This window comes from Hydrogenophaga sp. L310, from assembly GCF_055703065.1.
The window spans coordinates 112832-138166 of the sequence record NZ_JBVPZA010000009.1 but is presented as its reverse complement, the minus strand read 5'-3'; the positions used below and the strand labels follow the sequence as shown (position 1 = coordinate 138166).

At 66.9% G+C, this 25335-nt stretch carries 20 protein-coding genes; 10 read left to right on the top strand and 10 right to left on the bottom strand.

The window, feature by feature from the left end:
* Positions 1 to 231: 231 nt before the first annotated feature.
* Positions 232 to 1323 carry an AbrB family transcriptional regulator gene (locus AC0GNO_RS16005; RefSeq protein ID WP_472904660.1) on the bottom strand — a complete coding sequence of 364 codons (1092 nt, stop codon included), beginning with the start codon at positions 1321 to 1323 and terminating at the stop codon, positions 232 to 234.
* Positions 1324 to 1399: 76 nt separating this feature from the next.
* Between AC0GNO_RS16005 and AC0GNO_RS16000 the strand changes: the two genes are divergently transcribed.
* On the top strand, positions 1400 to 2260 hold the full coding sequence (locus AC0GNO_RS16000; protein WP_472904659.1) for a ChaN family lipoprotein: 861 nt from the start codon (positions 1400 to 1402) through the stop codon (positions 2258 to 2260).
* Between the two features lie 8 nt (positions 2261 to 2268).
* Here AC0GNO_RS16000 and AC0GNO_RS15995 read toward each other — a convergent pair whose 3' ends face one another.
* From AC0GNO_RS15995 to aptA, 3 genes are read right to left on the bottom strand one after another with little or no spacing between them, the layout of a single operon-like run.
* Positions 2269 to 3360 (bottom strand): zinc ribbon domain-containing protein, encoded by a 1092-nt coding sequence (locus AC0GNO_RS15995; protein WP_472904658.1) that lies wholly within the window; start codon positions 3358 to 3360, stop codon positions 2269 to 2271.
* A gap of 27 nt (positions 3361 to 3387) precedes the next feature.
* Positions 3388 to 4461: an SPFH domain-containing protein gene (locus AC0GNO_RS15990; RefSeq protein ID WP_472904657.1), complete on the bottom strand. Its 1074-nt coding sequence runs from the start codon at positions 4459 to 4461 to the stop codon at positions 3388 to 3390.
* A 33-nt stretch (positions 4462 to 4494) separates the two neighbouring features.
* Positions 4495 to 5835, bottom strand: a complete 1341-nt coding sequence (gene aptA / locus AC0GNO_RS15985) for an omega-aminotransferase AptA (RefSeq protein ID WP_472904656.1) — start codon at positions 5833 to 5835, stop codon at positions 4495 to 4497.
* Positions 5836 to 5977: 142 nt separating this feature from the next.
* Between aptA and purU the strand changes: the two genes are divergently transcribed.
* Positions 5978 to 6826 carry a formyltetrahydrofolate deformylase gene (purU, locus tag AC0GNO_RS15980; protein WP_472886794.1) on the top strand — a complete coding sequence of 283 codons (849 nt, stop codon included), beginning with the start codon at positions 5978 to 5980 and terminating at the stop codon, positions 6824 to 6826.
* A 121-nt stretch (positions 6827 to 6947) separates the two neighbouring features.
* A complete protein-coding gene (locus tag AC0GNO_RS15975; protein ID WP_472904655.1) occupies positions 6948 to 7817 on the top strand; it encodes a LysR substrate-binding domain-containing protein in 870 nt (289 codons plus the stop codon).
* On the opposite strand, the gene AC0GNO_RS15970 is transcribed toward AC0GNO_RS15975, so the two are convergent.
* Positions 7818 to 8246, bottom strand: coding sequence for an Hsp20/alpha crystallin family protein (locus AC0GNO_RS15970; protein ID WP_472886792.1), 429 nt, complete (start codon positions 8244 to 8246; stop codon positions 7818 to 7820).
* A gap of 197 nt (positions 8247 to 8443) precedes the next feature.
* Here AC0GNO_RS15970 and AC0GNO_RS15965 point away from each other — a divergent pair, with 197 nt between their 5' ends.
* From AC0GNO_RS15965 to AC0GNO_RS15955, 3 genes are read left to right on the top strand one after another with little or no spacing between them, the layout of a single operon-like run.
* On the top strand, positions 8444 to 9946 hold the full coding sequence (locus AC0GNO_RS15965; RefSeq protein WP_472904654.1) for an FAD-linked oxidase C-terminal domain-containing protein: 1503 nt from the start codon (positions 8444 to 8446) through the stop codon (positions 9944 to 9946).
* A 56-nt stretch (positions 9947 to 10002) separates the two neighbouring features.
* Positions 10003 to 13476 carry a PAS domain S-box protein gene (locus AC0GNO_RS15960; RefSeq protein ID WP_472904653.1) on the top strand — a complete coding sequence of 1158 codons (3474 nt, stop codon included), beginning with the start codon at positions 10003 to 10005 and terminating at the stop codon, positions 13474 to 13476.
* Complete coding sequence (locus AC0GNO_RS15955) at positions 13473 to 13958, top strand: response regulator (RefSeq protein WP_472904652.1); 486 nt, start codon at positions 13473 to 13475, stop codon at positions 13956 to 13958. Before AC0GNO_RS15960 ends, AC0GNO_RS15955 begins: the two co-directional genes overlap by 4 nt.
* A gap of 39 nt (positions 13959 to 13997) precedes the next feature.
* Here the strand turns inward: AC0GNO_RS15955 and AC0GNO_RS15950 are convergent, their stop codons facing one another.
* On the bottom strand, positions 13998 to 15818 hold the full coding sequence (locus AC0GNO_RS15950; RefSeq protein WP_472904708.1) for a carboxyl transferase domain-containing protein: 1821 nt from the start codon (positions 15816 to 15818) through the stop codon (positions 13998 to 14000).
* A 73-nt stretch (positions 15819 to 15891) separates the two neighbouring features.
* Positions 15892 to 18870, bottom strand: a complete 2979-nt coding sequence (locus AC0GNO_RS15945) for an L-glutamate gamma-semialdehyde dehydrogenase (RefSeq protein WP_472904651.1) — start codon at positions 18868 to 18870, stop codon at positions 15892 to 15894.
* Positions 18871 to 18975: 105 nt separating this feature from the next.
* On the opposite strand from AC0GNO_RS15945, the gene AC0GNO_RS15940 reads away from it, so the two are divergent.
* The gene (locus AC0GNO_RS15940) at positions 18976 to 19449 is read left to right on the top strand and encodes an Lrp/AsnC ligand binding domain-containing protein (protein ID WP_472904650.1); all 474 of its coding nucleotides are present in this window, start codon (positions 18976 to 18978) and stop codon (positions 19447 to 19449) included.
* Positions 19450 to 19508: 59 nt separating this feature from the next.
* Positions 19509 to 20066, top strand: a complete 558-nt coding sequence (locus tag AC0GNO_RS15935; protein ID WP_472904649.1) for a DUF3617 domain-containing protein — start codon at positions 19509 to 19511, stop codon at positions 20064 to 20066.
* 62 nt (positions 20067 to 20128) lie between these two features.
* Here AC0GNO_RS15935 and AC0GNO_RS15930 read toward each other — a convergent pair whose 3' ends face one another.
* From AC0GNO_RS15930 to AC0GNO_RS15920, 3 genes are all read right to left on the bottom strand, one after another.
* Entirely contained in the window at positions 20129 to 21676 is a 1548-nt protein-coding gene (locus AC0GNO_RS15930) for a phosphatase domain-containing protein (RefSeq protein WP_472904648.1), read from the bottom strand.
* An 8-nt stretch (positions 21677 to 21684) separates the two neighbouring features.
* The gene (locus AC0GNO_RS15925; RefSeq protein WP_472904647.1) at positions 21685 to 22092 is read right to left on the bottom strand and encodes a hypothetical protein; all 408 of its coding nucleotides are present in this window, start codon (positions 22090 to 22092) and stop codon (positions 21685 to 21687) included.
* A 110-nt stretch (positions 22093 to 22202) separates the two neighbouring features.
* Positions 22203 to 22931, bottom strand: a complete 729-nt coding sequence (locus tag AC0GNO_RS15920; protein ID WP_472904646.1) for a YggS family pyridoxal phosphate-dependent enzyme — start codon at positions 22929 to 22931, stop codon at positions 22203 to 22205.
* Positions 22932 to 22968: 37 nt separating this feature from the next.
* Here AC0GNO_RS15920 and AC0GNO_RS15915 point away from each other — a divergent pair, with 37 nt between their 5' ends.
* On the top strand, positions 22969 to 24012 hold the full coding sequence (locus tag AC0GNO_RS15915) for a type IV pilus twitching motility protein PilT (protein WP_472886783.1): 1044 nt from the start codon (positions 22969 to 22971) through the stop codon (positions 24010 to 24012).
* Between the two features lie 186 nt (positions 24013 to 24198).
* The gene (locus tag AC0GNO_RS15910) at positions 24199 to 25335 is read left to right on the top strand and encodes a PilT/PilU family type 4a pilus ATPase (protein ID WP_472886782.1); all 1137 of its coding nucleotides are present in this window, start codon (positions 24199 to 24201) and stop codon (positions 25333 to 25335) included.

Here is a 25335-nt window from a genome sequence, read left to right as displayed (position 1 = left end):
AAGAAGCACCCCCCGCGCCGCTTCGCGTGCCTTGCAGGCCGCGGCATCGTCGGAGCCGATGCCTCTTCGTCCCGTCCAAGCCTGCACAGGCAGGCTTGGAGCCGCGGTCCTCAGCCCCCCTCAAGGGGGGCGGCACTGGCCGTCTGGCAAAGCCAGCCCGGCGGTGCCCCTGGGAGGCGCAGTTTCATGCGTTGCGAATGGCGCTCCGGTGCCGTGAAAAACCAACGCCATTCAGCGCGCCCTCCTCTGGGCGGACCACCAGCGATACACCGGCTCGGCCAGCACCAGCACCGCCACCAGGCGGCAGACCTGGAACGCGGTCACCACCGGCACCCCGAGCTGCAGCACCTTGGCCGTGATCGCCATTTCGGCGATGCCACCGGGCGAGGTGCCCAGCACGAGGGTCGCCGGGTGCAGCCCGGTGAACCGCGCCAGCAGCCAGGCGAACGCAGCGCACAAGAGCATCATGACCCCGCTGGCCAGCGCCACCGAGGCCAGCCAGCGCGGCGCGGTGTGCACAAAAGCCGGTGTAAAACGCACGCCCAGACTGACCCCGATCACGAGCTGGGCCGCGGCCGTGAGCCAGCCCGGCAGCGCCGACAGCACCACCCCCGACAGCGTCAGCGCCATGGTCACCAGCAACGCGCCCATGAACCACGGGTTGGCGCGCCCGAACTTTCGCATGCCCAGGGCCCCCGCCAGGCTGAGCAGTGCGAGCCCGCCCAGCCCCGGCACATGCACCTCGCGAGCGCCGGGCGTGGCCAGATCCAGCCCGCTGACGCCCCAGGCCTGCATGGCAAACGGGATGCTGAGCGTCACCAGCAGCACGCGCAGGCTGTGGGCGGCTGCCACGAGGTCGGTGCGGGCGCCGTGCCGTTCGGCGATCAGGGTCATTTCCGATGCGCCGCCTATGGCGCCCGCGAAGTAGGTGGTGCCAAACAGCTGCGCAGCGCTCAGGCCCGGCAGGTGCTGCGCATGCACGCGCCGCAGCCAGACGCCAAAGCCCAGACCCAGGGCCAGGGCCCAGACGATGCCGAGCGCGATCGCCCACCACAGCCCGGCCACCAGCGCCCCGACCTCCGGCGTGAAGTACAACCCCAGCGCCGCCCCGATCACCCACTGCCCGGCGTTGCGAAGGGGCGTCCAGCTCGCGGTGGGCGCGCCCAGCACCGAGACCAGGGACGTCACCACCAGGGGCCCGATCATCCAGGGAATGGGGGTTTGCCACCACACGCACAGACGCGCTGCGCCGTAGGCCAGCAGCAGGGTCAGGATCGGGCGCAGCCAGGCGGACGCCTGGCGGGAACGGGAAGGGGAAATCACTCGGGTATCCAGAAAAGACGCGGACCCAGGCGGGCCGGGGCCGTAGTATCCATGCATGAACTGTCGAAGCGCTGTCATGTTCGGGGCCGGTCTGGGCCTGTGGTGCGCCGTGCTGGCGGGCGAGGCAGTGGCCCCGCCGCAGCCCACACCGACCGCGGTGTCCGAGGCGGAGGACCCCGGCCAGCAGGCCGGCGCCTTGTTGACCCGCCTGATGCCCACACCGCTGCTGCTGGTGGGCGAACAGCACGACGCCCCGGAACACCAGGCGCTGCAGCGCGAGCTGGTGCAGCAGCTGGCGGCTCGCCAGCTGCTCAGCGCGCTGGTGCTGGAGATGTCGGAAGCGGGCACACACACCACCGATCTGCCCAGCCAGGCCAGCGAAACCCAGGTGCGCGAGGCTTTGCGCTGGAGCGGCGATCAGGGCGGCTGGCCCTGGCCGATCTACGCGCCGGTGGTGATGGCGGCGGTGCGCGCCGGGGTTCCCGTGCTCGGTGGCAACCTGCCCCGCGCCGACATGCGCGCGGCCATGGGCAACGAGTCACTGGACCGGCTGCTGCCCACCGAAGCGCTGGAGCGCCAGCTCGTGGCGATCCGCGAGGGCCACTGCGATCTGTTGCCCGCCCCACAGATCGCGCCCATGACCCGCATCCAGATCGCCCGCGACCAGGCCATGGCCCGCACCGCCACCGCCGCGGTACGGCCCGGGCAAACCGTGTTGCTGGTGGCCGGCAACGGCCATGTGCAGCGCGACCTGGGCGTGCCCGTGCACCTGCCGCCGGACCTGGCGCACCGGGTCGTGGTGGCGCTGGCCCGGCCTGCGGCCGATGCCCAGGAAGCGGCGGGGCAGACGCTGCCCGGCGCCGACGTGGTCTGGCGCAGCCCGCCACGCGCGCCGCGGGATTACTGCGCCGACATGAAACGCAGCATGGGACGCTGAAGCCCCGACTACTGTTCCAGCGAAACAAACACCGCCAGCAGCACCAGCCCCAGCAGGACCGCCAGCGCGATCTTGACCCAGCTCTTGGGGTACTCGCCGGCCACCTGGCCCGAGTAGCCGTTGACCACCGCCTGGAAAGTCTTCGCGCCGTACTGGTAGCTCACCAGCCAGACCGGCAGCAGCACGTGCTTGAAGGTCTGTTCGTCAAAGCGGGCGTCCAGTTGCAGGTTGCGGTGGGTGTCGGCGGCGATGTCCTGCGCGCAGAGCTGGCGCAGGCCCTGCAGCATGCGCTCCCGCCCCTGCTGCGCGGCGCCCGATAGGTCGAGGGCATAGCGCTCGACGGTCCAGCCGCTGAGGTAGCTGGCGTCGTAGGCCTGCAGCTCGCTGGTGGTGGGAAAGGGTTCGATGGCGCGCATCAGCGCCGGGTGCACGCCGCGCGAACCGCAGACCAGGGTGTCGTCGAAACGGTGGGCCACCTGGCCGCTGACCGGGCGCCAGCGCACCTGCTGCTTGTTCTGGCTGTCGCGGTAGTAGGTGCCGGCCTCGGCGGTGTAGTGCGCCGCACCGTGCGCATCGAAGGTCCAGTAAGGCAGGTAGACGCCTTGCAGGGTGTCGGTCAGCGCGCGGTGCTTCAGCGCGTTCGGCGCCCAGAAGCGGCTGCCGTACCACTGGCGCAGGCGGTTGCGCGCGTCGGGCTCGGCCACCTTGAAGGGCAGCAGGCTCTGCGGCCGGATCACGTCCAGCCCCTCGTCGAACGGCAACAGGGCCGTGGAGCCGCAGAAGTCGCAGCGCCGCCCCTGCTGCTCGGCGCTGAAGAAGCTGATGGCCTGGCAGTGCTGGCAACGCACCTGGCGGCGCGCCTGCTGCAGGCCGCGCGCGCTCTGCGGCACGGCCTTGAGGGCGGCCACGAGATCGTGTTCCAGTATCTCGCCGGCGTCTTCAATCTGGTAGGGCGACTCGGTGCCGCAATAGGCGCAGAGCAGCGCCTGCTTGCCCGGGTGCCACTGGGCCTCGCCGCCACAGGCCGGGCAGACGAATTTCTGTTGCGCGCGGCGCTCGGCCTCGGGCGCTGCGGCGAGGGTATCGGGAAGACCGGTCACAGGCGGGATCGCGCGGTGTCGGAACGCTCAGCCCTGCATGAACGTGTCCAGCGCCGGGCGGCCGATGCGCCACTGGCTGCCGATCTTGCGGCCTTTGAGGTTGCCGGCTTCGAGCTCCTGCAACACGTCGGCGACCGACACCGACAGCGCCTGCGCCACCTGCTCGGGTGTGAGCAGTTCGGGCACGGCGGCGGCCGAGGCGGCCGGCGCAGCCCCGGGCACGAAGCCGGGCATGGACGGCGCGGCTGCCGCGCCCATGCCGCCCTGCATCATGGACTGCCCCATGGCCAGGCCGGCCGCCAGTTCGGCGCCGATGCCGGCCGTGCCGGCCTTGCCCTCGGCCAGCGCATTGCCCATGTTGTATTTGACGTAGTCGTTGAGGTTGCCGATCGCGGTCATCGCGCCGCGCTTGTCGATGGCCTGCTCCAGCTCGGGCGGCACCGACACGTTCTCGACCACGAACGACGTCATCTCCAGACCGTACTTGCTGCGCATCGCGGCGTTGAGCGGTTCCAGCAGGGCCGCACCAAGCTCACCGTAGCGCGTGGCCACGTCCAGCGCCGGCACCCTGGCCGCGGCCAGGGTTTCGCTGAACACGCTGACGATGCGCGAGCGCATCACGTCGGTGAACTCGTCGAGCCGGAACTGGTGGTCGGTGCCGGCGACTTCCTTGAGGAACAGCACTGGATCGACGATCTTGAAATCGTAGGTGCCGAAGGCGCGCATGCGCACCACGCCGAAGTCGGCGTCGCGCATCATCACCGGGTTGGCCGTGCCCCACTTGTTGCCGGCGAAAACGCGCGTGGTAACGTAATAGACATCGGCCTTGAACGGCGTCTGGAACTTGTATTTCCAGCCCAGCAGGTCGCCCAGGATGGGGATGTTCTCGGTCTTGAGGGTGTGCTTGCCCGGACCCAGCGTGTCGGCGAACTGGCCGACGTAGACGAACTGCGCCACCTGGCTCTCGCGCACGATGAGCTGGGCCTCGTTCTTGATTTGTTTGTCGTCGTCCGGAAAGCGGAACGACAGCGTGTCGCGCGAGTCGTCCACCCACTCGATGACGTCGATGAACTGGCGATTCAGGAAATCCATGATGGCCATGCGGGGCTCCCTTGGGTGGTGGAAAAGAAGGCGTCAGGCGTGGCGCTTGATCGCGTCGGCCAGCACGTTGACCATGGTATCGATGTGCGACTTTTCCACAATATACGGCGGCGCGAACACCAGGTTTTCGCCCGCGTTGCGCACCAGCACGCCGTGTTTGTAGCAGTCCATGAAGATGTCGAAGGCCCGCTTGCCCGGCAGGCCGGGGATGGACGACAGCTCCACCGCGGCCGCCAGCCCCAGGCTGCGGATGCTGATCACGTTGGGCAGGCCCTTCAAGGCGCTGTGCATCGCGTCGCCCAGCACCGGCGCCATCTCGCCCGCGCGCTGAAACAGCTGCTCTTCGCGGAACAGGTCCAGCGTGGCGATGGCCGCGGCGCAGGCCACCGGGTGGCCCGAGTAGGTGTAGCCGTGGAAGAACTCGATGGCGTGGTCCGGCGCGCTGCCGTGCGCACCCATCATGGCGTCGTAAATGCGGTCGGTGCAGACCACACCGCCCATCGGGATCACGCCGTTGGTGACGGCCTTGGCGAAGTTCAGCATATCGGGCATCACGCCGTAGTAGCCGGACGCGAAGGCCGTGCCCAGGCGGCCGAAGCCGGTGATGACCTCATCGAAGATCAGCAGGATGCCGTGCTTGTCGCAGATCTCGCGCAGGCGCTTCAGGTAACCCTGCGGCGGGATGTACCAGCCTGCGCTGCCGGCGATGGGTTCGACGATCACCGCCGCCACGTTGCTGGCATCGTGCAGCGGCAGAAGGCGGTTTTCCAGCTCCAGCAGGATGTCTTCGTTCCAGACCGGTTCGTGGTTGTGGATGTAGGCGTGGTTCACCGGGTCGTGGATGAAACGCAGGTGGTCCACGCGCGGCAGCAGGGCCGAGCCGTACATCTTGCGGTTGGCCGGGATGCCGCCCACGCTCATGCCGCCGAAGTTGACGCCGTGGTAGCCGCGCTCGCGGCCGATGAAGAGGTTGCGATGGCCTTCGCCACGCGCGCGGTGGTAGGCCAGCGCCACCTTGAGCGAGGTGTCAGCCGCTTCACTGCCCGAGTTGCAGAACAGCACCTTGTTCAGGTCGCCCGGCGCCATGGCGGCGATCATCTCGGCGGCGCGGAAGGCCTTGTCGTTGCTGACGCTGAAGGCGGTGGCGTAGTCCAGCGTGTCGAGCTGTTTCTTGATCGCTTCGTTGATCGGTTTCCGGTTGTGGCCCGCGCCCACGCACCACAGGCTGGAGATGCCGTCGATGACCTGCTTGCCATCGTGCGTGGTGAAGTGCATGCCGTCCGCGGCGACGAAGATGCGCGGGTCTTTCTGGAAGCTGCGGTTGGGCGTGAAGGGCAACCACTGGTTGTCCATGCGGAATTCGGTGTAGGCCATGCGGGGTCTCCTGGGGCGCGCGGGATGGGCGCGGTCGGTGGTCAAGTGGCAGGATTCTGGCACCGGAATGCCCAGGCTGGAGGTTCCACTGCCGCGGTCATGGTCGGGCCCACCCCGGGCGGCCTGCGACAATGCGGGCGCCATGAACCACACCTACGTCCTCACCCTGTCCTGCCAGGATCGCCCTGGCATCGTGCACGCCGTCTCGGGCTTCCTGCTGGAGCGCGGCGGCAACATCGAAGAAGCCGCCCAGTACAACGACCACGGCACCGGCCTGTTTTTCATGCGGGTGCAGTTCACCTGCAGCCAGCTCACGCAGGACGACCTGCGCACGCACCTGAAGCTGTTTGCCGAGCCCTTTGCCATGCGCTGGAGCCTGCACCCGCTGGCCGAACCCATGAAGACCGTGATCTTCGTCAGCAAGGAAGGGCATTGCCTGAACGACCTGATGTTCCGCTGGAAGAGCGGTTTGCTGCGGCTGGACATCCGCGCCATCGTGAGCAACCACCGCGACTTCTACCAGCTCGCTGCCGGCTACAACGTGCCCTTCCACCACATCCCGGTGACGGGTGCCACCAAGGCGCAGGCCGAGGCAAAGCAACTCGAAGTGATCCGCAGCGAGGGCGCCGAGCTGGTGGTGCTGGCGCGCTACATGCAGATCCTGAGCAACGACCTGTGCCGCGAACTCTCGGGCAAGGCGATCAACATCCACCACAGCTTCCTGCCCAGCTTCAAGGGCGCCAAGCCCTACTACCAGGCACACGACCGCGGCGTGAAGCTGATCGGCGCCACCGCCCACTACGTGACGGCCGACTTGGACGAAGGCCCGATCATCGAACAGGACGTGGCCCGCGTGGACCACACCGACGATGTGGAAGACCTCACCGCGCGGGGCCGCGACACCGAAAGCCAGGTGCTGGCCCGCGCGGTGAAGTGGCACAGCGAACACCGCGTGCTGCTGAACGGGCACAAGACCGTGGTGTTTAGATGACCTCCTGCACAACGACTGCGCGCGGGGAAGGTCGGCCTGCCGCCGGGCCGCCCCAAGGCAGGCCAGCCCCCTCGGGGGGCAGAGAGCCACACGAAGTGGGCGAACGTGGGGGTCATGCCACATGACGATCCGCATCCCGCCGATCCAGTGCCTGCTGACCTTCGAGGCCTTGGCACGCCTGCGCAGCGTGACGCAGACCAGCGAGGAGCTGTGCGTCACGCCCAGCGCCGTCAGTCACCGTATCAAGCAACTGGAGCAGGTCCTCGGCACCAAGCTGTTTGGCCGGGCCGATTTTTCACTGACAACCGAAGGCAGCGAATACCTGGCCCATGTGCGGGAAGGTCTGGCGATCCTGCAGAAATTTCCCAGCAACACCGTCACGCCCGGGCGGCGCAAGCTGCGGCTGGCGGTCACGCCCACGTTCGCGCGCTCCATCCTGCTGCCGCGCCTGAAGCAGTTCAGCGAGGCCTACCCGGAGATTGACCTCACCTTGCAGGTCAGCATCCCGTTGCTGGACGTGGTGGCCGAAGACGCCGACCTGATGATCCGTTTCGGCACCGGCCGCTACGCCGATGTGGAACACGTCTGCCTGATGAAGGACGACGTCACGCCGCTGGCCTCACCGGCGTTTGCGCGCGAGCACGGTCCGTTCGACGCCCCCGAGGACCTGGAAGGTGTGCCCCTGTTGCGCAGCCCGCTGGAGCCCTGGCGCACCTGGTTCGCCGCGCACGATCTGGACTGGCCCGAACCGGTGGACGGGTCGCAGTTCAACGACATCGGCCTCATGTGCGACGGCGCCGCCGCCGGCATGGGCGTGGCACTGGTGCGCATCAAGCTGGCCGCGCCCTGGCTGGAGCACGGCACGCTGGTACCGCTGTACGAACGCCACGTGCCCAGCCCGCACGCGCACTACCTGTGCTGGCGCACCGGCACCATGGACCGCTGGGAGTGCGTGGCGTTTGCCGAGTGGCTCAAGAAGAGCCTGAGCTGATCACTCGATATTCAAGCGCTGGCCTGCGAGCGCCACCTTCTTGGGCAGGGTCAGCGTCAGCACCCCGTTTTCGTACCGGGCCCGGGCATTCTGGTTGTCGATGTCGGTCGCCAGCTGGAGGCTGCGGGACACCGAACCGTAATAACGCTCTGTGCGCAGCACCTTCTCGTCCTGGCTCTGGCTGTCTTCCTGCTTGATCTCGGCGCGCAGGGTCACCACACCGCCTTCCACGGTGACGTGAATGTCTTCCTTGGCCACGCCGGGCACCTCGGCCACCACGGTGTAAGCCGACGGCGTTTCCTTCACGTCGATCTTGATCTGGGACGGTGACGGCAAGGAATCGCCATGCAGGGGGCGGACGTAAAAACCCGGTGCGACGTCCTTGAAGAAATCGTCAAACAGTCCGGAACGGGCGATCAGATGGTTCATGGCATGTGCTCCTTTGACAATGGACTGGGTCGATGGACCCGGACTGGACGGTCACGGCGCCGCCCATGGCGGGAACATAGCGGCACACCCCGGCGGTTTCAAGACCCCGGCGTTTGAGCTGCGTCAAACCGCGGGCTCACAGGTTCTTGCAAGTTTCTTCAACCCACGGTGAGGCACGCTGTCCTAAACTGACGCGCATGAACGCACCCACCACCCCCGCCGAAGTCACCCGTGCCCAACGCGCCGCCCGCCAGGCCGAGGTGGTGCGCACCCTGCAGGCGTCGCTGCCGGCGCACGCCCTGCTCTGGCAGGCCGAAGACACCGTGCCTTACGAATGCGACGGCCTGACCGCCTACCGGGAACGCCCGCTGGTGGTCGCGCTGCCGGAAACCGAGGCCCAGGTGGCGGCCGTGCTCAAGGCCTGCCACGCACTGAACGTTCCGGTGGTCGCGCGCGGCGCCGGTACCGGCCTCTCGGGCGGGGCCATGCCCCACGCGCTGGGCGTCACGCTGTCCCTGGCCAAGTTCAACAAGATCCTGTCGATCGACCCGCGCTCGCGCACCGCCGTGGTTCAGTCTGGCGTGCGCAACCTGGCCATTTCCGAAGCGGCTGCGCCCCACGGCCTGTACTACGCACCCGACCCGAGCAGCCAGATCGCCTGCACCATCGGCGGCAACGTGGCCGAAAACTCGGGTGGCGTGCACTGCCTGAAATACGGCCTGACGGTGCACAACGTGCTGCAGGTGCGCGGCTTCACCATCGAAGGTGAACCCGTCAGCTTCGGCGGCGAGGCACTCGACACCCCGGGTCTGGACCTGCTGTCACTGATCATCGGCAGCGAAGGCATGCTGGCCGTCACCACCGAGGTCACGGTGAAGCTGGTGCCCAAACCGCTGCTGGCGCGCTGCATCATGGCCAGCTTCGACGACATCCAGAAGGCCGGCGACGCTGTGGCCTCGGTCATCGCGGCCGGCATCATCCCGGCCGGGCTGGAGATGATGGACAAACCCATGACCGCCGCGGTGGAAGACTTCGTGCACGCCGGTTACGACCTGAATGCCGCCGCCATCCTGCTCTGCGAGAGCGACGGCACGCCGGAAGAAGTGGAAGAAGAAATCGGCCGCATGAGCGCCGTGCTGCGGCGCTGCGGCGCCACCGCCATCGCTGTCAGCAAGGACGAGGACGAGCGCCTGCGCTTCTGGAGCGGGCGCAAGAACGCCTTCCCGGCTTCGGGTCGCATCAGCCCCGACTACATGTGCATGGACTCGACCATCCCGCGCAAGCGCCTGGCCGACATCCTGATCGCCATCGGCGAGATGGAACGGAAATACGACCTGCGCTGCGCCAACGTGTTCCACGCCGGCGACGGCAACCTGCACCCGCTGATCCTGTTTGACGCCAACGACCCCGACCAGTTGCACCGCTGCGAACTGTTTGGCGCCGACATCCTGGAGACCAGCGTTGCCATGGGAGGAACGGTGACCGGGGAACACGGCGTGGGCGTGGAAAAGCTCAACAGCATGTGCGTGCAGTTCTCGCCAGAGGAGAACGCGCTCATGTTCGGCGTCAAGAGGGCCTTTGATGCCAAAGAGCTGCTGAACCCGGGCAAGGTCATTCCCACGCTGCAACGCTGTGCCGAGTACGGCAAGATGCTGGTGCGCGGTGGCCGGCTTTCGTTTCCCGAACTGCCCCGGTTCTGACGGTCCAATCTCACCGTCTGCGTCCCGGACGCCTCGGGTACAGTAGCGTGCGATGAGTGCACCCCCCCCCCGATTCCGGCAACGGCGCCGTGGCCGAGACCGGCCGCGGGCCGCGGTCGGCACGCGAGCTCGAGTTGCTCCTGGAGATGGAGGCACTGCGCAGCGAAAACCAGCATCTGCGCCAGTTTTATGCACGGCACCTCAGCACGCCCCAGGATCCGCCCGACGGGCAGCCCGGCCTGCCACTGCCGCTGCATCCCCAAGGACACACCCTGCGCGGATCGGACGGGCCCCGCACGGCCCAGCTGGAATACGAAGCCTTGTTCGCCGCCCTGGCCAGTGCGTTCCCGATCGGCATCTTCCGCACCGACGCCACCGGCGTCCTCACCCATGTGGACGAATCCCTGCAACAGATCTTTGGTCTGCAAGCGCAGGACTTTCCCAACTTCGGCTGGCTCGAACGCGTGCACCCGGATGACCTGGAAAGGGTCCGGAACGACTGGATGACCAGCGTGCTGCACGGCGAAGCCCGCAGCGTGGAGCTGCGTCTCCTGCGCCCCGGAGCGGGACTCGTGCACGTGCTGGTTCGCAACACACCGATGTTCGACGACGGTGGGCGGATCACGGGACAGCTCGGCTTCGTGCAGGACATCACGCCGCTGCGCGAACTGCAGGCCGACGCGCGGATCCAGGCCGAATTCAACCGGCAGATCATCGCGAGCAGCCCGGACTGCACCAAGGTGCTGGATCTCGACGGCCGCGTGGTGCAGATGACCGCCCAGGGTTGCCGGCTGGTCGAAGTGGATGACTTCGAGCAGGTGCGTGGCAGCGACTGGACGCAATGGTGGACCAGCGAGAGCGCCGTGCTGGCCCGCCAGGCCGTGACCAGCGCTGCCCGGGGCGAAAACTCGCGGTTCATGGCCTTCGGCCTGACCTTCAAGCAGACCCCCAAGTGGTGGGACACCATGGTCTCGCCGATCAACGACGAGCGTGGCCAGCCCGTGATGCTGCTGGTGGTCTCGCGCGACATCACCGAGCAGCACCAGCAGCAGGAAGAAATCCGCCAGCTCAACGCCCAGCTGGAAAGCCGTGTGCGCGAACGCACGGACGAACTGGCCCAGGCCAACGCACGGCTGCGGCAGACGCTCCAGGAAGCCCAGGCGCTCTACAACCAGGCGCCCTGTGGCTACTACTCGCTGGACCGGGATGGCACCATCCAGATGATCAACCAGACCGCCCTGAACTGGCTGGGCCGCAAGCGCGCTGACGTGGTCGGCCACCTGAACTTCCGCGATCTGGTCGATCCCTCGCAACTGGCCAAGCAGAACATGCGTCGGCTGCAGCTGGAAGCAAGCGGCCATCTCGAACCTGAAGAAGTGACACTGCGACTGTCAGACGGTCGCCCCTTCGTCGGTCTGGCCTCCAGCACCGTCGTGACGGACGAACAGGGCCGATTTGTGCGCACCAACAGCACCCTGATCGACATCACCGAGCGCAAAGCCGGCGAAGACCAGGTGAAGCGTGCCAACCTGCAGCTTCAGGAGGCGCTGGAACGGTCGCAAGACCTGTACAACCACGCACCCTGCGGCTACCACTCGCTGGACATCAACGGCATCTATGTCTCGATCAACGACACGGAGTTGAAGTGGCTGGGCTATGAGCGCGAAGAAGTGGTTGGCATCAAGAGTTTCCGCGACTTCATCCTGCCCAGCCGGATCGAGCTCCTGGAAGACCGCCTGCAACGCCTGATCCAGGACGGCGTGCTGGAAGGCGTGGAATACGAAATGCGCCGCCGTGATGGCACGGTCTTCCACGCGCTGCTCTCGTCCTCGGCCGTGCGCGATGCCCGCGGCCAGTTTCTGCGCAGCAACACCACGGTGGTGGACATCACCCCGCGCAAGGCCGCCGAAATCGCCCTGCTCGAAAGCCAGCGCTTCCTGCAGACCATCACCGACCACGTGCCCGGCCTGATCGCCTACCTGGACGCGATGCTGTGCCTGCGTTTTGTCAACGCCGAGCACCAGCGCGTGTTCGGCCTCGACCCCGACAAGATCCTCGGTCTGCACATCAGCGAGTGCCTGCCCCCGGCCGAATGGGTCGAGATCGGCCCCCGCCTGCAGGCCGCCCTGGACGGGCAGACCCAGACCTTCGAGTCCAGGCGCAAGACGGTCCATGGCGACCCTATCGTTGTCAGTACCACCTGCCTGCCCGACATCCACGAAGGCCAGGTACAGGGGGTGTTTGTACAGACCATCGACATCACGGACCACAAGCGCATCGAACAGCGCGTCAGCCAGCTCAATGACGAACTGGAGCTGCGCATCCGCGAACGCTCCCTGGAATTGCTCGAGAGCGAGCAGCGCTTCCGCCTGATGGTGGACAACCTGCGTGAATACTGCATCTTTTTCCTGGATGCACAAGGCCACATCACCGACTGGACCGACAGTGCACAGCGCCTGGAGGGCTACTCACCGTCCGAGATGCTGGGACGGCACTACGCCGTGCTGTTCCGCGACCCCGATGCCGACGCGGCCCTGGCGAGCGCCAAGCTCATGCTGCGCCTGGCCGCCTCGCGCGGGCAGCACGAACGGCACAGCTGGAACGTGCGCAAGGATGGCTCGAAGTACTGGTCGCATTCGCTTCTGATCGCCCTGCGCGATGACGGCGGCGAGCTGCGCGGTTTTGCCAAGATCAACCGCGACATGACCGACGCCAAGCGGCTGGACGACCTGATGCGCAACATCAACGACGAGCTGGAAAACCGGGTCGCCGAACGCACCGAGCAGCTGCTGGCCGCGAACAAGGACCTGGAGTCGTTCTCGTACTCGGTGTCACACGACCTGCGCTCCCCGCTGCGCCACATTTCCAGTTTTGTCAGCCTGCTGGAAGAACACCTGAGCGAAGTCAGCGACCACACCACACAACGCTATCTGAACACCATCGGCAATTCGGCGCGCCACATGAGCCAGCTCATCGATGGGCTGCTGGCGTTTTCGCATCTCGGGCGCTCGGCGGTCAAACTCACCGCGGTGGACTTCGCCGTGCTCGTGGACGCCGTGGTCAACCAGCTCGCACACGACACCGACGGACGCATGGTCGACTGGGTCATTCCGCCGGATCTGCCGGTGGTCCAGGGCGATGCCCTGTTGCTGCGCGAAGTCTGGGCCAACCTCCTGGGCAACGCATTCAAGTACACCCGCCCGCGTGAACGGGCCCGCATCGAGATCCGCTGGAGCGTCGATCCCGCCGTGGGCTACACCTTTGACGTGCATGACAACGGCGTGGGTTTTGATACCCAATACGCCCAGAAGCTGTTTGGCGTTTTCCAGCGTCTGCACCGCGCTTCCGAGTTTGAAGGCACCGGCATCGGTCTGGCGCTCACGCGCCGCATCCTGGAGCGCCACGGTGGTAGCATCTGGGCGGAGAGTCAAGTGGGGGAAGGCAGCGTGTTCCACTTCTCGCTACCGTTTGAAGGGATCGGTCCCCCAGACCTCGTGCGAGACTCCATCCCTTCCGCCCTGGAACCATGAACAAGAACGCCGAAGCCATTCTTCTCGTCGAAGACAATCCGGACGATGCCGAGCTGACCAAGCTGGCGCTGGCGCGTCATGGACTGGACGGACGTGTCACCCATGTCTCCGACGGCATGCAGGCGCTGGACTATCTCTACCGCCGCAACGGTTTCAGCGATCGTTCGGGTGGCAACCCGATTCTGGTCCTGCTCGACCTGAAGATGCCCCTGCTGGATGGCATCGGCGTGCTCAAGGAAATCAAGAGTTCCGAGCACCTGCGCAAAATTCCGGTGGTGGTGCTGACCTCATCCACCGAGCCAAGCGACCTGCAGCGCGCCTACGATGCCGGCACCAACGCCTACATCGCCAAGCCCACCGAGTTCGCGCAGTTCCTCGGCGCCATGAAACACGTGTGCGAATTCTGGATCAACATCAACCAGCCCGCGCCCCAGAGCGCTGGCGCTGGCATGCGCAACACCTCGTTCGGCGAACTCGCCTGAACAACTCCCTCGCCTGCCCCGCAGCGGGCAGTTGCGCCCTCACCAGGTATCGATGAAACGCACGGGCGCGTCTGGTGCAGCCCGGGCGCTGTCGAGTCCGCTGGCCAGCCAGTGGCGGGTGGCTGCCGGGTCGATCACGGCGTCGATCTCCAGCGTGGTGGCCATTTCGATCGCTGAACCATTGGCCACCTGACGCGCCAGCAATTCATCAAAAAGCGCCTGCCGCTGCGGCCCCTCCGGCAGGGCCTCCAGCTCCTTGCGGTAACCCAGTCGCACAGCACCCTCCAGCCCCATGGCCCCGAATTCACCGGTGGGCCAGGCCACCGTGAACACCGGCGCATGAAAGCCCCCGGCCGTCATGCCCATGGCGCCCAGGCCGTAGCCCTTGCGCAGCACCACGCTGAAGAACGGCACCCGCAGGCTGGCCGCGGTCACGAACAGGCGGCTCACGTGCCGCACCTGGGCACGGGCTTCCATGGCGGGGCCGACCATGAAACCCGGCGTGTCCACCAGGCTGACGATGGGCAGGCTGTGCGCATTGCACAGCTGCAGGAAGCGCGCCGCCTTGTCGGCCGCATCGGCATCGATGGCGCCGCCCAGGTGCATCGGGTTGTTGGCCATCAGCCCCACCGGCCGGCCCTCGATGCGAGCCAGCGCGGTGTGGATGCCGACACCGAAACCCTCGCGCAGCACCAGCAGGCTGCCCTGATCCACCAGCCCGGCCATCACCGAACGGGTGTCGTAGACGCGCAGCCGGTTTTCCGGCACGAGGTCGCGCAGAGCGTGGGCCTCGGGGGCGATCCAGTCCTTTACCCGCCCCTGGAAGAACGACAAATAGTGGCGCGCCGCGGCCACCGCCTGCGCCTCGTCGTCCACCAGCAGGTCGATCACGCCGTTGGCGTGTTGCACGTCCGACGGACCGATGTCCTTCGGCCGGAACACGCCGAGGCCACCGCCTTCCACCATGGCCGGGCCACCCATGCCGATGTTGCTCTGGCGGGTGGCGATGATGACGTCGCTGCAACCCAGCAGGGCCGCGTTGCCCGCGAAACAGCGGCCCGCCGCGATGCCCACCACCGGTACCTGGCCCGACAGGCGCGCAAAGGCCGCGAAGGTGCCGACGTGAAGGCCGGCCACGATGGGCATGTCGGTGTCGCCCGGCCGCCCGCCGCCACCCTCGGCGAACAGCACCACGGGCAGCTTCTGGGCCAACGCGATGCCCAGCAGGCGGTCGGTCTTGGCGTGGTTGCGCATGCCCTGCGTGCCGGCCAGCACCGTGGCGTCGTAGGCCATGACCACGGTGCGCGACGGCTCGGCGCCGAAGATCAGGCCGTTGACCGAACCGATGCCGGTCACCATGCCGTCGGCCGGCGTGTTCGCGATCAGGTCTTCTTCCGAACGGCGGCTGCGCTGCGCGGCCACCGCGAGCGCACCGTATTCGATGAAACTGCCGTCGTCGCACAGGTCGGCGATGTTTTCGCGCGCCGTGCGCAGGCCCAGCGCGTGGCGTCTGGCCACGGCTTCGGGGCGGGCCGCGTCAAGGGTCTGCGCCGTGCGTTGGGCGAACCGCTGCAGATCGGTCCGCTGGCTGGCGGCTTGCGGCGCATTCTCCGGTTCGGGAGCGATCGCATCAGCGCCGGGTAGCGCCTGCACCATCGGCTCCAGGCGCAGCAGACCGGCGCCCTCGTCCACCGTCTCGCCTTCGCTGAAGAAACGTTCGACCACCCGCCCGGCCGCTTCGGCGCGCAGCTCGTGCTCCATCTTCATGGCTTCCAGGACCACCAGCGGATCCCCGGCACGCACCGTGTCGCCGGGGTCGACGAGCCATTGCACGAGCTGGGCCTGCAGGGGAGAGCGCACGGTGGTCATGCGCGCATTGTGGCTATCGAGAGGTCGCCCGCGGTCATGCGGGCGACACCCGGTCGGATCAAGGTCAGTGGAGAGCCGGTCCCGCAAACAAGGCCACGTTGCCACCCGCGGCGGTGGTGTTGATGGTCAGCGTCTGCTCGGCGCAGAAACGTTGCAGGTAGTTGGGTCCGCCCGCTTTCGGGCCGGTGCCGCTCAGGCCCTCGCCGCCGAAAGGCTGCACGCCCACCACGGCGCCGATCATGTTGCGGTTCACGTAGACGTTGCCCACGCGCGCGGCCGTGGCCAGCGCCTGGGCGCGGCTGTCGATGCGGGTCTGGATGCCCAGCGTGAGGCCGTAGCCCAGCGCGTTGATCTGGCGGACCACGTCCATCGGGTCGCCGCCCCAGCGCACCACCTGCAGCACCGGGCCGAAGATTTCGGCCTTCACATCGGCGATGGCCTTCACCTCGAACATCTGCGGCGGGATCAGGTTGGGCAGCGTGGTGGCGGCCGGCGCGGCGGCGGGCAGCAGCGGCCTGGCCTGTGCGTGCAAGCGCTGGAGGTGGCGGGTGATGCCTTCAAACGCTTCGGCGTCGATCACCGGGCCGAGGTCGGTCGCCAGCTCGGCGGGTTTGCCCACCACCAGTTCTTTCGCCGCGCCCTGGATCATTTCGATCACGTGGTCGGCAATGCCTTCGTGCAGGCACAGCAGGCGCAGGGCCGAGCAACGCTGACCGGCGCTGCGGAAGGCGCTCTGCACCACCGCGTCGGCCACCTGCTCGGGCAGGGCCGTGCTGTCGACCAGCATGGCGTTGATGCCGCCGGTTTCGGCGATCAGCGGCACGATGGCGCCGTCTTTCGCGGCCAGCGCGCGCTGGATGATCTTGGCCACCTGCGTGGAACCGGTGAACACCACGCCGGCGATGCCGGCTTGTGCCACCAGCGAGGCGCCCACGGTTTCGCCCGGGCCGTGCAGCAGCTGCAAAGCGTTGGCCGGCACACCGGCGGCGTGCAGCAGCTTGACCGCTTCCAGCGCCACCGCCGGCGTCTGTTCGGCGGGCTTGGCCAGCACCGTGTTGCCGGTGGCCAGCGCGGCGGCCACCTGGCCCATGAAGATGGCGAGCGGGAAGTTCCAGGGGCTGATGCAGACCCAGGCGCCACGGCCTTCGAGCCGCAGGGTGTTGCTCTCGCCGGTCGGGCCGGGCAGCGTCTGCGGCGCCATCACGCGCTCCGCGTCGTTGGCGTAGAAGCGCAGGAAGTCCACCGCCTCGCGCACCTCGGACACGGCGTCGCCCCAGGTCTTGTGCGCCTCTTTCACCAGCAGCGCGCAGAAGCGTGGCAGTTGCTGTTGCAGCGCATCTGCGGCGCGGCGCAAGGTGGCCGCGCGCTCGGCCACCGGCGTGTGGTTCCAGCCGGCGAAGGCGGCCACGGCTTTCGCGCATGCGGTCTCGGTCTCGGCCGTACTGGCCTCGGGAATCGTGGGCACCGGGGTGCTGGCGAGCGCGGCCAGCAGGGGCTCGCGCATCGAGGCCACGGCCAGGTCCAGGCCCTGGCTGTTGGCGCGCTTCGCGCCGTACAGGTCGGCCGGCAGCGGCAACGAAGGTTGCGGCTCCAGGCGCAGCGGCGAGATGAGCAGCTCATCCATCCCCACCGACTCGTCGGCCAGCTGGTGCACGAAGGACGAGTTGGCGCCGTTCTCCAGCAGGCGGCGCACCAGATAGGCCAGCAGGTCGCGGTGCGCGCCCACCGGGGCATACACGCGGCAGACCACCAGCGGGTTTTTCAGCACCTCGCGGTAGATGCCCTCGCCCATGCCGTGCAGTCGTTGAAGTTCGAAAGGCACGCCTTGACGGGCTGACATCTGCAGGATCGCCGCGATGGTGCCCGCGTTGTGGGTGGCGAACTGCGGGTAGATCGCGTCGGGCGCGTCAAGCAGCGCGCGTGCGCAGGCGAGGTAGCTCACGTCGGTGTGGTGCTTGTGGGTGAACACCGGGTAGGTGGGCAGGCCCTGCTCCTGTGCGCGCTTGATCTCGGCGTCCCAGTAAGCGCCCTTGACCAGGCGGCACATGAACCGGATCTTGTATTGGCGGGCCAGCGCGGCCACATGCTCGATCAGCTCGACCGCGCGGGTCTGGTAGGCCTGCATCGCCAGGCCCAGGCCGGCCCATTGCGGGCAGTGCTCGGCCACCAGCTGCGCCAGCGCCTCGAACACGTCGAGCGAAAGTTCGAGGCGGTCCACCTCTTCGGCGTCGATGGTCAGGTTGAGGTTGGCCGCCGCCGCCGCGCGGCAGAGCGTCCACACGCGGGGCACCAGTTCCTCCATCACGCGCTCATGTTGCACGTCTTCGTAACGCGGGTGCAGGGCGCTGAGCTTGATGGAGATGCCATCGTTGTGCGCGGGCGAGCGTTTCGGGTCAGCGGTGCGCGCGATCGCGGCGATGGCGTTTTCGTAACTCGCCAGGTAGCGCAGCGCATCGGCGTCGGTGCGCGCGCCCTCGCCCAGCATGTCGAAGCTGAAGCGCAGCTGGTCCAGCTTCTTGCGCGCCGAGGCCGCTTCCTTCATGCCCTCTTCGATCGTCTGACCCAGCACGAACTGGCGGCCCAGCAACTGCACCGCGCGCAGCGTGGCGGCCACCACGGTTTTGGCGCCGAGCTTGGCCATCAAGCCGGGCTCCTGGCCTGCGCCCGGCAGGAAGTGTTTGGACATGGCGATCGCCGTGGACGACAGGCGTGCCAGCGTCGAGTCGGCGGCACCGTCGAAATCGGCCCGGCCCAGCTGGTCCGCCGTGAGTGCAATCGCGGTCTCGGCATCGGGCACGCGCAGCAGCGCCTCGGCCAGGCGCATCAGGGCCAGGCCCTCGGCGCTGGAGATCGGGTATTCCTTGAGCAGGCTTTCCATCGCCCAGAACGGCGGCGGGTTCTCGCGCACAGCGCGCACCCAGGGCGCGGCCACGGTGGCGGCGGCGGCCCAGTCCAGCGCGCCCTGCAGCGCGGCCAGGCGCTGGGCGACGATGGCGGTCTCAGGCCGGTAGGGGAAAGGCAGGCGGTCGGTGGTGCGCGGCATGGAAGTCTCCGGAAATCACCTGATGTGGTGAATATCGAGATGATGCCCATCCACAAGGTGAATTTTTGATTGTTTTTTAGTCTTTCACCGGATAATTCACCACCCATGACAGAAACCACCCACGCACTCGACCGCATCGACCTGCGCATCCTGAAGGTGCTGCAGGAAGACGGCCGCATCGCCAACCTGAAGCTGGCCGAGGCGGTGGCGCTCTCGCCCACCGCGGTGCTGGCGCGCACCCAGCGCCTGCAGCGCGACGGCTACATCCTGGGTTATGAGGCGCGGCTGAACCCGCTCAAGCTCGACCGCGGGATGATGGTGTTCGTGGAAGTGCTGCTGGACCGCACCACCCACAACGTGTTTGACGAGTTCAAGGCCGCGGTGCAGGTGCACGACACCATCATGGAATGCCACATGGTGGCCGGCGGCTTCGACTACCTGCTCAAGACCCGCATGGCCGACATGGCCGCCTACCGCGACTTCGCGGGCAGCGTCCTGTGGCAGCTGCCCGGCGTGCGCGAGACGCGCACGTATGCGGTGATGGAAGAGGTCAAGAACAGCAGCCGGCTGCCGCTGTGAGGCTTTGACAAAGCCCCGCCCGCAAGGACAATGAACCCCTCATTAAATGGAGCCTGCCCATGTTGAAACCCCTCGTCACCGTTCTTTCCGCCACCCTGCTCCTGGGTTCGGGTGCTGCACTGGCCCAGACCACCCGCCCCGGCCTGTGGGACATCCAGCACAAGATGGGGGGCGACCCGGAAATCGACCGGGCGATGGCCGAGATGCAGAAGCAGCTCGCGGCCATGCCACCGGCGCAGCGCAAGCAGATGGAGGCCATGATGGGCCAGCAGGGCGTGAGCATGGCACCCGGCTCGAAGGGCGGCATGGCCCTGAAGATCTGCATCACCCCGGAAATGGCCGCGCGCCAGGAGATGCCCAGCCAGACCGAGGGCGACTGCACCACCACCATCCACTCGCGCAGCGCCAGCACGCTGAAGATGAGTTACGTCTGCAAGAACCCGCCGTCGTCCGGCGAAGGCACCTACACCTTCAGCGGTGACACCGCCTACACCATGAAGATGGTCATGAAAACAACCCGCCAGGGCCAGCCCGCGTCCATGACCATGGAAGGCCAGGGAAAATGGCTGTCGGCGGACTGCGGCACTGTCAAGCCGATGGCGCCGCCCAAGCGCTGAACCCCTTCTGCGGGGTCAGAGGCTGAGCGCTCTTCGGGCGTGCCCGGGCAACGCTCAGCCGCTCAGAGCAGCCGTCGCATCAGATCGTCTTCGAACTGCTGCAGGAAAGCCTCCTGCGCCTCGGTCTGCACGTAGGCCGGGTCGATGCGGCGCAGGCGTTCGATGGCGGTGGCCGCACTCAGGCCACCGTCGCGCACCAGCCAGGCCGCCAGCACCAGACCGGTGCGTCCCAGTCCGGCCAGGCAATGCACCGCCAGCACTTCACCCGCCTGCAGCAGGCGCTGCATGCGCACCAGCAGCATCTGCATCTGCCCGGTGGACGGGGCTTCCCGGTCAAAGATCGGCAGGTGCGTGTTGGCCAGGCCGTGTATGCGCAGCAGATCCTGTGGCAGATCCCGCTCGGTCAGGGTGATCAGGTGGGTGACGCCCACCGCCCCCAGCAGGTCGAGGTCGTATTCGATCGGCGCCACCACGCCGGGCTGCGGACAACCCGCCAGCACACCCGGCACGATCCAGCGAAAGCGCCGGGGTCCCTGCCCCCCACTGAGGACCGCCTGCCCCACCATCGAGGCCAGTTCCACCCCCGTGGGCAAGGTCGGCGGCAGCGCAGCGAGACGACGCACCGGCTCTGCAGGCGGGTTGACCATGGCGCGCTTCGTGACAACGGGTTGCGCCATCGCCTCTGACAGGCCCGCCTGGGAGGCACGGGCCACGACCACGGTCGCCGGTTCGGGCCGCCGGGTGGCCTCTTCCTGCGAAGCCGCCACAGCGGCCAGAGCCGCAGGGGGCAGCGGGGCCGGGGCCACCGCGTCGGCGTCCAGATCTTCCGCTCGCGCGTCGGGCGAGGGCAGGTCCAGGCTGCCGCTGCGAAGGAACTGTTCAACCCATTCGTTGGCCGGATGATCGAAAAACCGCTCTGTGGGCTGGTGCGCCAGGATCCGCCCGCCACCGAGCAGGGCCACCGAGTCGGCCAGCAGGCGTGCCTGCTGCTGGTTGTGCAAGGTCACCAGCAGCTTCAGCTCCGTGCCCACCTGGCGCAACCAGTCCAGCAGACTGGCACTTTCGCGAGGGTCCAGCCCGTAGGTGGGTTCGTCCACCAGGAGCATCTCCGGGCCGGCCGCCGCCAGAGCGAGCACGCGCACACGCCGCTGCTGCGACGAGGGCAAGTCCATCATGGGCTGGTCCAGCAACCCCGCCAGCTCCACCGCCTGGAACCGTTCCAGGCACTCCTGTGCCCAGGCACGCCACTGAACGCCGCTGCGATGCCCGTCTGCGGGCTGCGCTTCCCGCAGCACCTCGAACAAGGTGCGTGCCGGGCTGCGAACGTGCTGGGCGACCAGCTGGGGTCGGTATCCCGGTTGCAACGCACGCCCCCGGAGCCAGCCGTGGCCCCAGCTGCGGTGCACGGCGTGGCCGTCGAACTGCCCCGCCAGGCTGCGCAGCAGGCTGGACTTGCCGGTCTTGACCGGCCCCATCAGCACATCAATGCCCGTGGGCGCCAGCGCCAGATCGCACTCGGCCAGGATGACCCGGGAACCGAAGGCGAGGCCAAAACCCTGCAGGCACAGGCTGGTGTTGTGCAGTGGCTGCTCCGGTGAGTCCGACGCCATGTGCCGGCTCAGACCTTGGACTCCAGCTCGGGCATGGCCATGCGCGCCTTGGTCAGCACCATGCCCAGGTTGGCGGACTTGCGGCACACGAACACCGCCACATAGTTCGAATAGCGCTTGCCGCGCAGGAACACGTGGATCAGGTTGTCGCTGTTGACGATGATTTCCTGGAAGTAGTGGTGGTCGCTGGCGGCCAGGCCACGGGACTTGTTGAACATCTGTTCGATGGCCGTCACGTTGCTGCCCGCGAACAGGTCGCCGGTGGCGGCGGCCACGAGGTCGATCACCTCGCTCGGATGGGAGTCCACCGTCTTGATCGCCAGCAGCATGCCGGACTGAATGTCGACGTAACCCGCCGCGACGCACTCGGGGATGCCGCCGGATGCGGTGGCCAGTTGTTGATCCAATGTCGACATGAAAGAAATCCCTTGCATACAAATAAACAGAGCCCGGCAGGGTATCTGCTCACCCAGGCACGGGTTGTGCACTATTTCGGGGAACCCCCCAAAACCGATATAAGGTATAACTAAATGGATGAACGGTCCGGCCGTTCTGGCGGCGCGGCGCGGCTGCCGAACACCGCCCGCCCCACGCGCACCATCGTCGAGCCGGCGGCAATGGCGGCGTCGAGATCGTCGCTCATGCCCATGGACAGCGTGTCCAGCCCCAGACCGCGCGCATTCAGTTCGTCAAACAGTGCTCGGGCCTGAAGAAACACGGCGCGCTGGGCTTCAAAACTGTCGGCCGGCTCGGGAATGCACATCAGCCCACGCAACCGCAGGCGCGGCAATTGCGCCACGGCGATGGCCAGGCCGGACAACTCGGCTGGCGTGACGCCCGACTTGTTGGCGCCGCCATCCACATTCACCTGCAGGCACACCTGCAACGGTGCCCGATCCACCGGCCGCTGCTCACTCAGTCGCTGCGCGATCTTGAGCCGGTCCACCGACTGCACCCAGTCGAAGTGAGTGGCCACCTGCCGGGTCTTGTTGCTTTGCAGCGGCCCGATGCAGTGCCATTCGATGCCGGCCCCGGGAAGCAAGTCCTGCAAGGCGAGGATCTTCTCCACCCCTTCCTGGACGTAGTTCTCGCCAAAGGCACGCTGACCCGCGAGCCAGGCCTGGCTCACCGCATCCGGCCCAAAGGTCTTGGACACCGCCAGCAGCGTGACGGCGGTCACATCCCGGTCGGCCCGGGCACACGCTGTGGCGATGTGGCCTCGTACCTGTTGGAGATTGTCTTCAATCGTCGTCATAATCAGTCTGTAACACCAACACTGCACGGGACCCGGGATGGACATCACCCAACTGCTCGCTTTCAGCGTCAAGAACAAGGCATCCGATCTTCACCTCTCGGCCGGTCTCCCACCCATGATACGGGTGCACGGTGACGTGCGGCGCATCAACGTCGAGCCGCTGGATCACAAGATGGTCCACACCATGGTGTACGACATCATGAACGACAGCCAGCGCAAGCAGTACGAGGAGTTCCTGGAGTGCGACTTCTCGTTCGAGATCGAAGGTCTGTCGCGTTTTCGCGTCAACGCGTTCAACCACAACCGCGGTGCGGGTGCGGTGTTCCGGACCATTCCCAGCAAGATCCTGACGCTGGAACAGCTCAACGCACCCAAGATCTTTGGCGACCTGGCCTTGCGCCCGCGCGGCCTGGTCCTGGTGACCGGCCCCACCGGCTCGGGCAAGTCCACCACGCTCGCGGGCATGGTCAACCACCTCAACGAAACCGAGTACGGCCACATCCTGACGGTGGAAGACCCGGTCGAATTCGTGCACGAGTCCAAGAAATGCCTGATCAACCAGCGTGAGGTGGGTCCCCACACCCTGAGCTTCGCCAACGCCCTGCGTTCGGCCCTGCGCGAAGACCCGGACGCCATCCTGGTGGGCGAAATGCGCGACCTGGAAACCATCCGCCTGGCCATGACCGCGGCGGAAACCGGCCACCTGGTGTTTGGCACCCTGCACACCTCCAGCGCGGCCAAGACCATCGACCGCATCATCGACGTGTTTCCGGCGGAAGAAAAAGACATGGTGCGCGCCATGCTGTCCGAATCGCTGGTGGCGGTGATTTCACAGACGCTGTGCAAGCTCAAGGACGGCAGCGGCCGCGTGGCGGCCCACGAAATCATGATCGGCACCAGCGCCATCCGCAACCTGATCCGCGAAGCCAAGGTGGCCCAGATGTATTCCGCCATCCAGACCGGCAGCGGCGTGGGCATGCAGACACTGGACCAGAACCTGTCCGAACTGGTCAAGCGCAACGTCATCAGCGCGGCCGAAGCGCGAAGCAAGGCCAAGATCCCGGAAAATTTCCCAGGGTAGATGAACTCCCCCCGTTGCTTGCTCGCTGCGCCCCGGATTGCCGCCTCAAGCGGCATTCCGCTCAGCCGCATACCCCCCAGGGGGCAACACGAGCGGCCCGGCAAAGCCGGTTCCGCCGTGTTCTCGGTTCAGCGCTTCGCCGGGGTGACAGATTTGAACCATCGAGACACAAAAAGGTAGGACCTCATGGAACGCGACCAGGCATCCAAGTTCATCAACGACCTGCTCAAGCTCATGCTGAGCCGGTCTGGCAGCGACCTGTTCATCACGGCCGACTTTCCGCCCGCGATCAAGGTGGACGGCAAGGTCGTGAAGGTGTCGCCGCAGCCGCTCAACGCGGTGCACACACTGTCGCTGGCACGCGCCATCATGAACGACAAGCAGGCGGCCGAGTTCGAGCGCACCAAGGAATGCAACTTCGCCATCTCGCCACCCGCCATCGGTCGTTTCCGGGTCAGCGCCTTCATCCAGCAGGGCAAGGTGGGCATGGTGATGCGGACCATCCCGGCGGTGCTGCCCACCATCGACAAGCTCGGTCTGCCCCAGGTGATGAAGGACGTCAGCCTGTCCAAGCGCGGCCTGTGCATCCTCGTCGGCTCCACGGGTTCGGGCAAGTCCACCTCGCTGGCCGCCATGGTGGACTGGCGCAACGAGAACACCTTCGGCCACATCATCACCATCGAAGACCCGATCGAGTTCGTACACCCGCACAAGAACTGCGTGGTCACGCAGCGCGAAGTGGGGCTGGACACCGACAGCTGGGACGCCGCCCTCAAGAACACCCTGCGCCAGGCCCCCGACGTGATCCTCATGGGTGAGATCCGCACGCGCGAGACCATGGAACACGCGATCCAGTTCTCGGAAACCGGTCACCTGTGCATGGCCACCCTGCACGCCAGCAGCGCCAACCAGGCGCTGGACCGGATCATCAACTTTTTCCCCGAAGAGCGTCGCCCGCAGCTGCTGATGGACCTGTCGCTCAACCTGCGCGCCATGATCTCGCAGCGCCTGGTGCCGCGCCAGGACAACAAGGGCCGTTTTGCCGCGGTGGAGGTTCTGCTCAATTCACCGCTGATCTCCGACCTGATCTTCAAGGGCGATGTCGCCGAGATCAAGGAGATCATGAAGAAAAGCAACCAGATGGGCATGCAGACCTTCGATCAGGCCCTGTTCAACGCTTTCGAGGCCAACCTCATCACACTCGAAGACGCCCTGCGCAACGCCGACTCGCTCAACGACCTGCGGCTGCAGATCAAGCTCAACAGCCAGCGCGCCAAGACGGTGGACCTGGCCGCGGGCACCGAGCACATGATGATTGTGTAG

Bases quoted from the DNA above. Each gene is read 5' to 3' on its own strand.
- AC0GNO_RS16000 (WP_472904659.1), top strand. From the start codon at position 1,400: ATGTTCGGGGCCGGTCTGGGCCTGTGGTGCGCCGTGCTGGCGGGCGAG.
- AC0GNO_RS15930 (WP_472904648.1), bottom strand. From the start codon at position 21,676: ATGGCGTCGGACTCACCGGAGCAGCCACTGCACAACACCAGCCTGTGC.
- AC0GNO_RS15970 (WP_472886792.1), bottom strand. From the start codon at position 8,246: ATGAACCATCTGATCGCCCGTTCCGGACTGTTTGACGATTTCTTCAAG.
- AC0GNO_RS15945 (WP_472904651.1), bottom strand. From the start codon at position 18,870: ATGCCGCGCACCACCGACCGCCTGCCTTTCCCCTACCGGCCTGAGACC.
- AC0GNO_RS15935 (WP_472904649.1), top strand. From the start codon at position 19,509: ATGTTGAAACCCCTCGTCACCGTTCTTTCCGCCACCCTGCTCCTGGGT.
- AC0GNO_RS15940 (WP_472904650.1), top strand. From the start codon at position 18,976: ATGACAGAAACCACCCACGCACTCGACCGCATCGACCTGCGCATCCTG.
- AC0GNO_RS15920 (WP_472904646.1), bottom strand. From the start codon at position 22,931: ATGACGACGATTGAAGACAATCTCCAACAGGTACGAGGCCACATCGCC.
- aptA (WP_472904656.1), bottom strand. From the start codon at position 5,835: ATGGCCTACACCGAATTCCGCATGGACAACCAGTGGTTGCCCTTCACG.
- AC0GNO_RS15990 (WP_472904657.1), bottom strand. From the start codon at position 4,461: ATGGCCATCATGGATTTCCTGAATCGCCAGTTCATCGACGTCATCGAG.
- AC0GNO_RS15910 (WP_472886782.1), top strand. From the start codon at position 24,199: ATGGAACGCGACCAGGCATCCAAGTTCATCAACGACCTGCTCAAGCTC.
- AC0GNO_RS15975 (WP_472904655.1), top strand. From the start codon at position 6,948: ATGACGATCCGCATCCCGCCGATCCAGTGCCTGCTGACCTTCGAGGCC.
- AC0GNO_RS15955 (WP_472904652.1), top strand. From the start codon at position 13,473: ATGAACAAGAACGCCGAAGCCATTCTTCTCGTCGAAGACAATCCGGAC.
- AC0GNO_RS15915 (WP_472886783.1), top strand. From the start codon at position 22,969: ATGGACATCACCCAACTGCTCGCTTTCAGCGTCAAGAACAAGGCATCC.
- purU (WP_472886794.1), top strand. From the start codon at position 5,978: ATGAACCACACCTACGTCCTCACCCTGTCCTGCCAGGATCGCCCTGGC.
- AC0GNO_RS15925 (WP_472904647.1), bottom strand. From the start codon at position 22,092: ATGTCGACATTGGATCAACAACTGGCCACCGCATCCGGCGGCATCCCC.
- AC0GNO_RS15965 (WP_472904654.1), top strand. From the start codon at position 8,444: ATGAACGCACCCACCACCCCCGCCGAAGTCACCCGTGCCCAACGCGCC.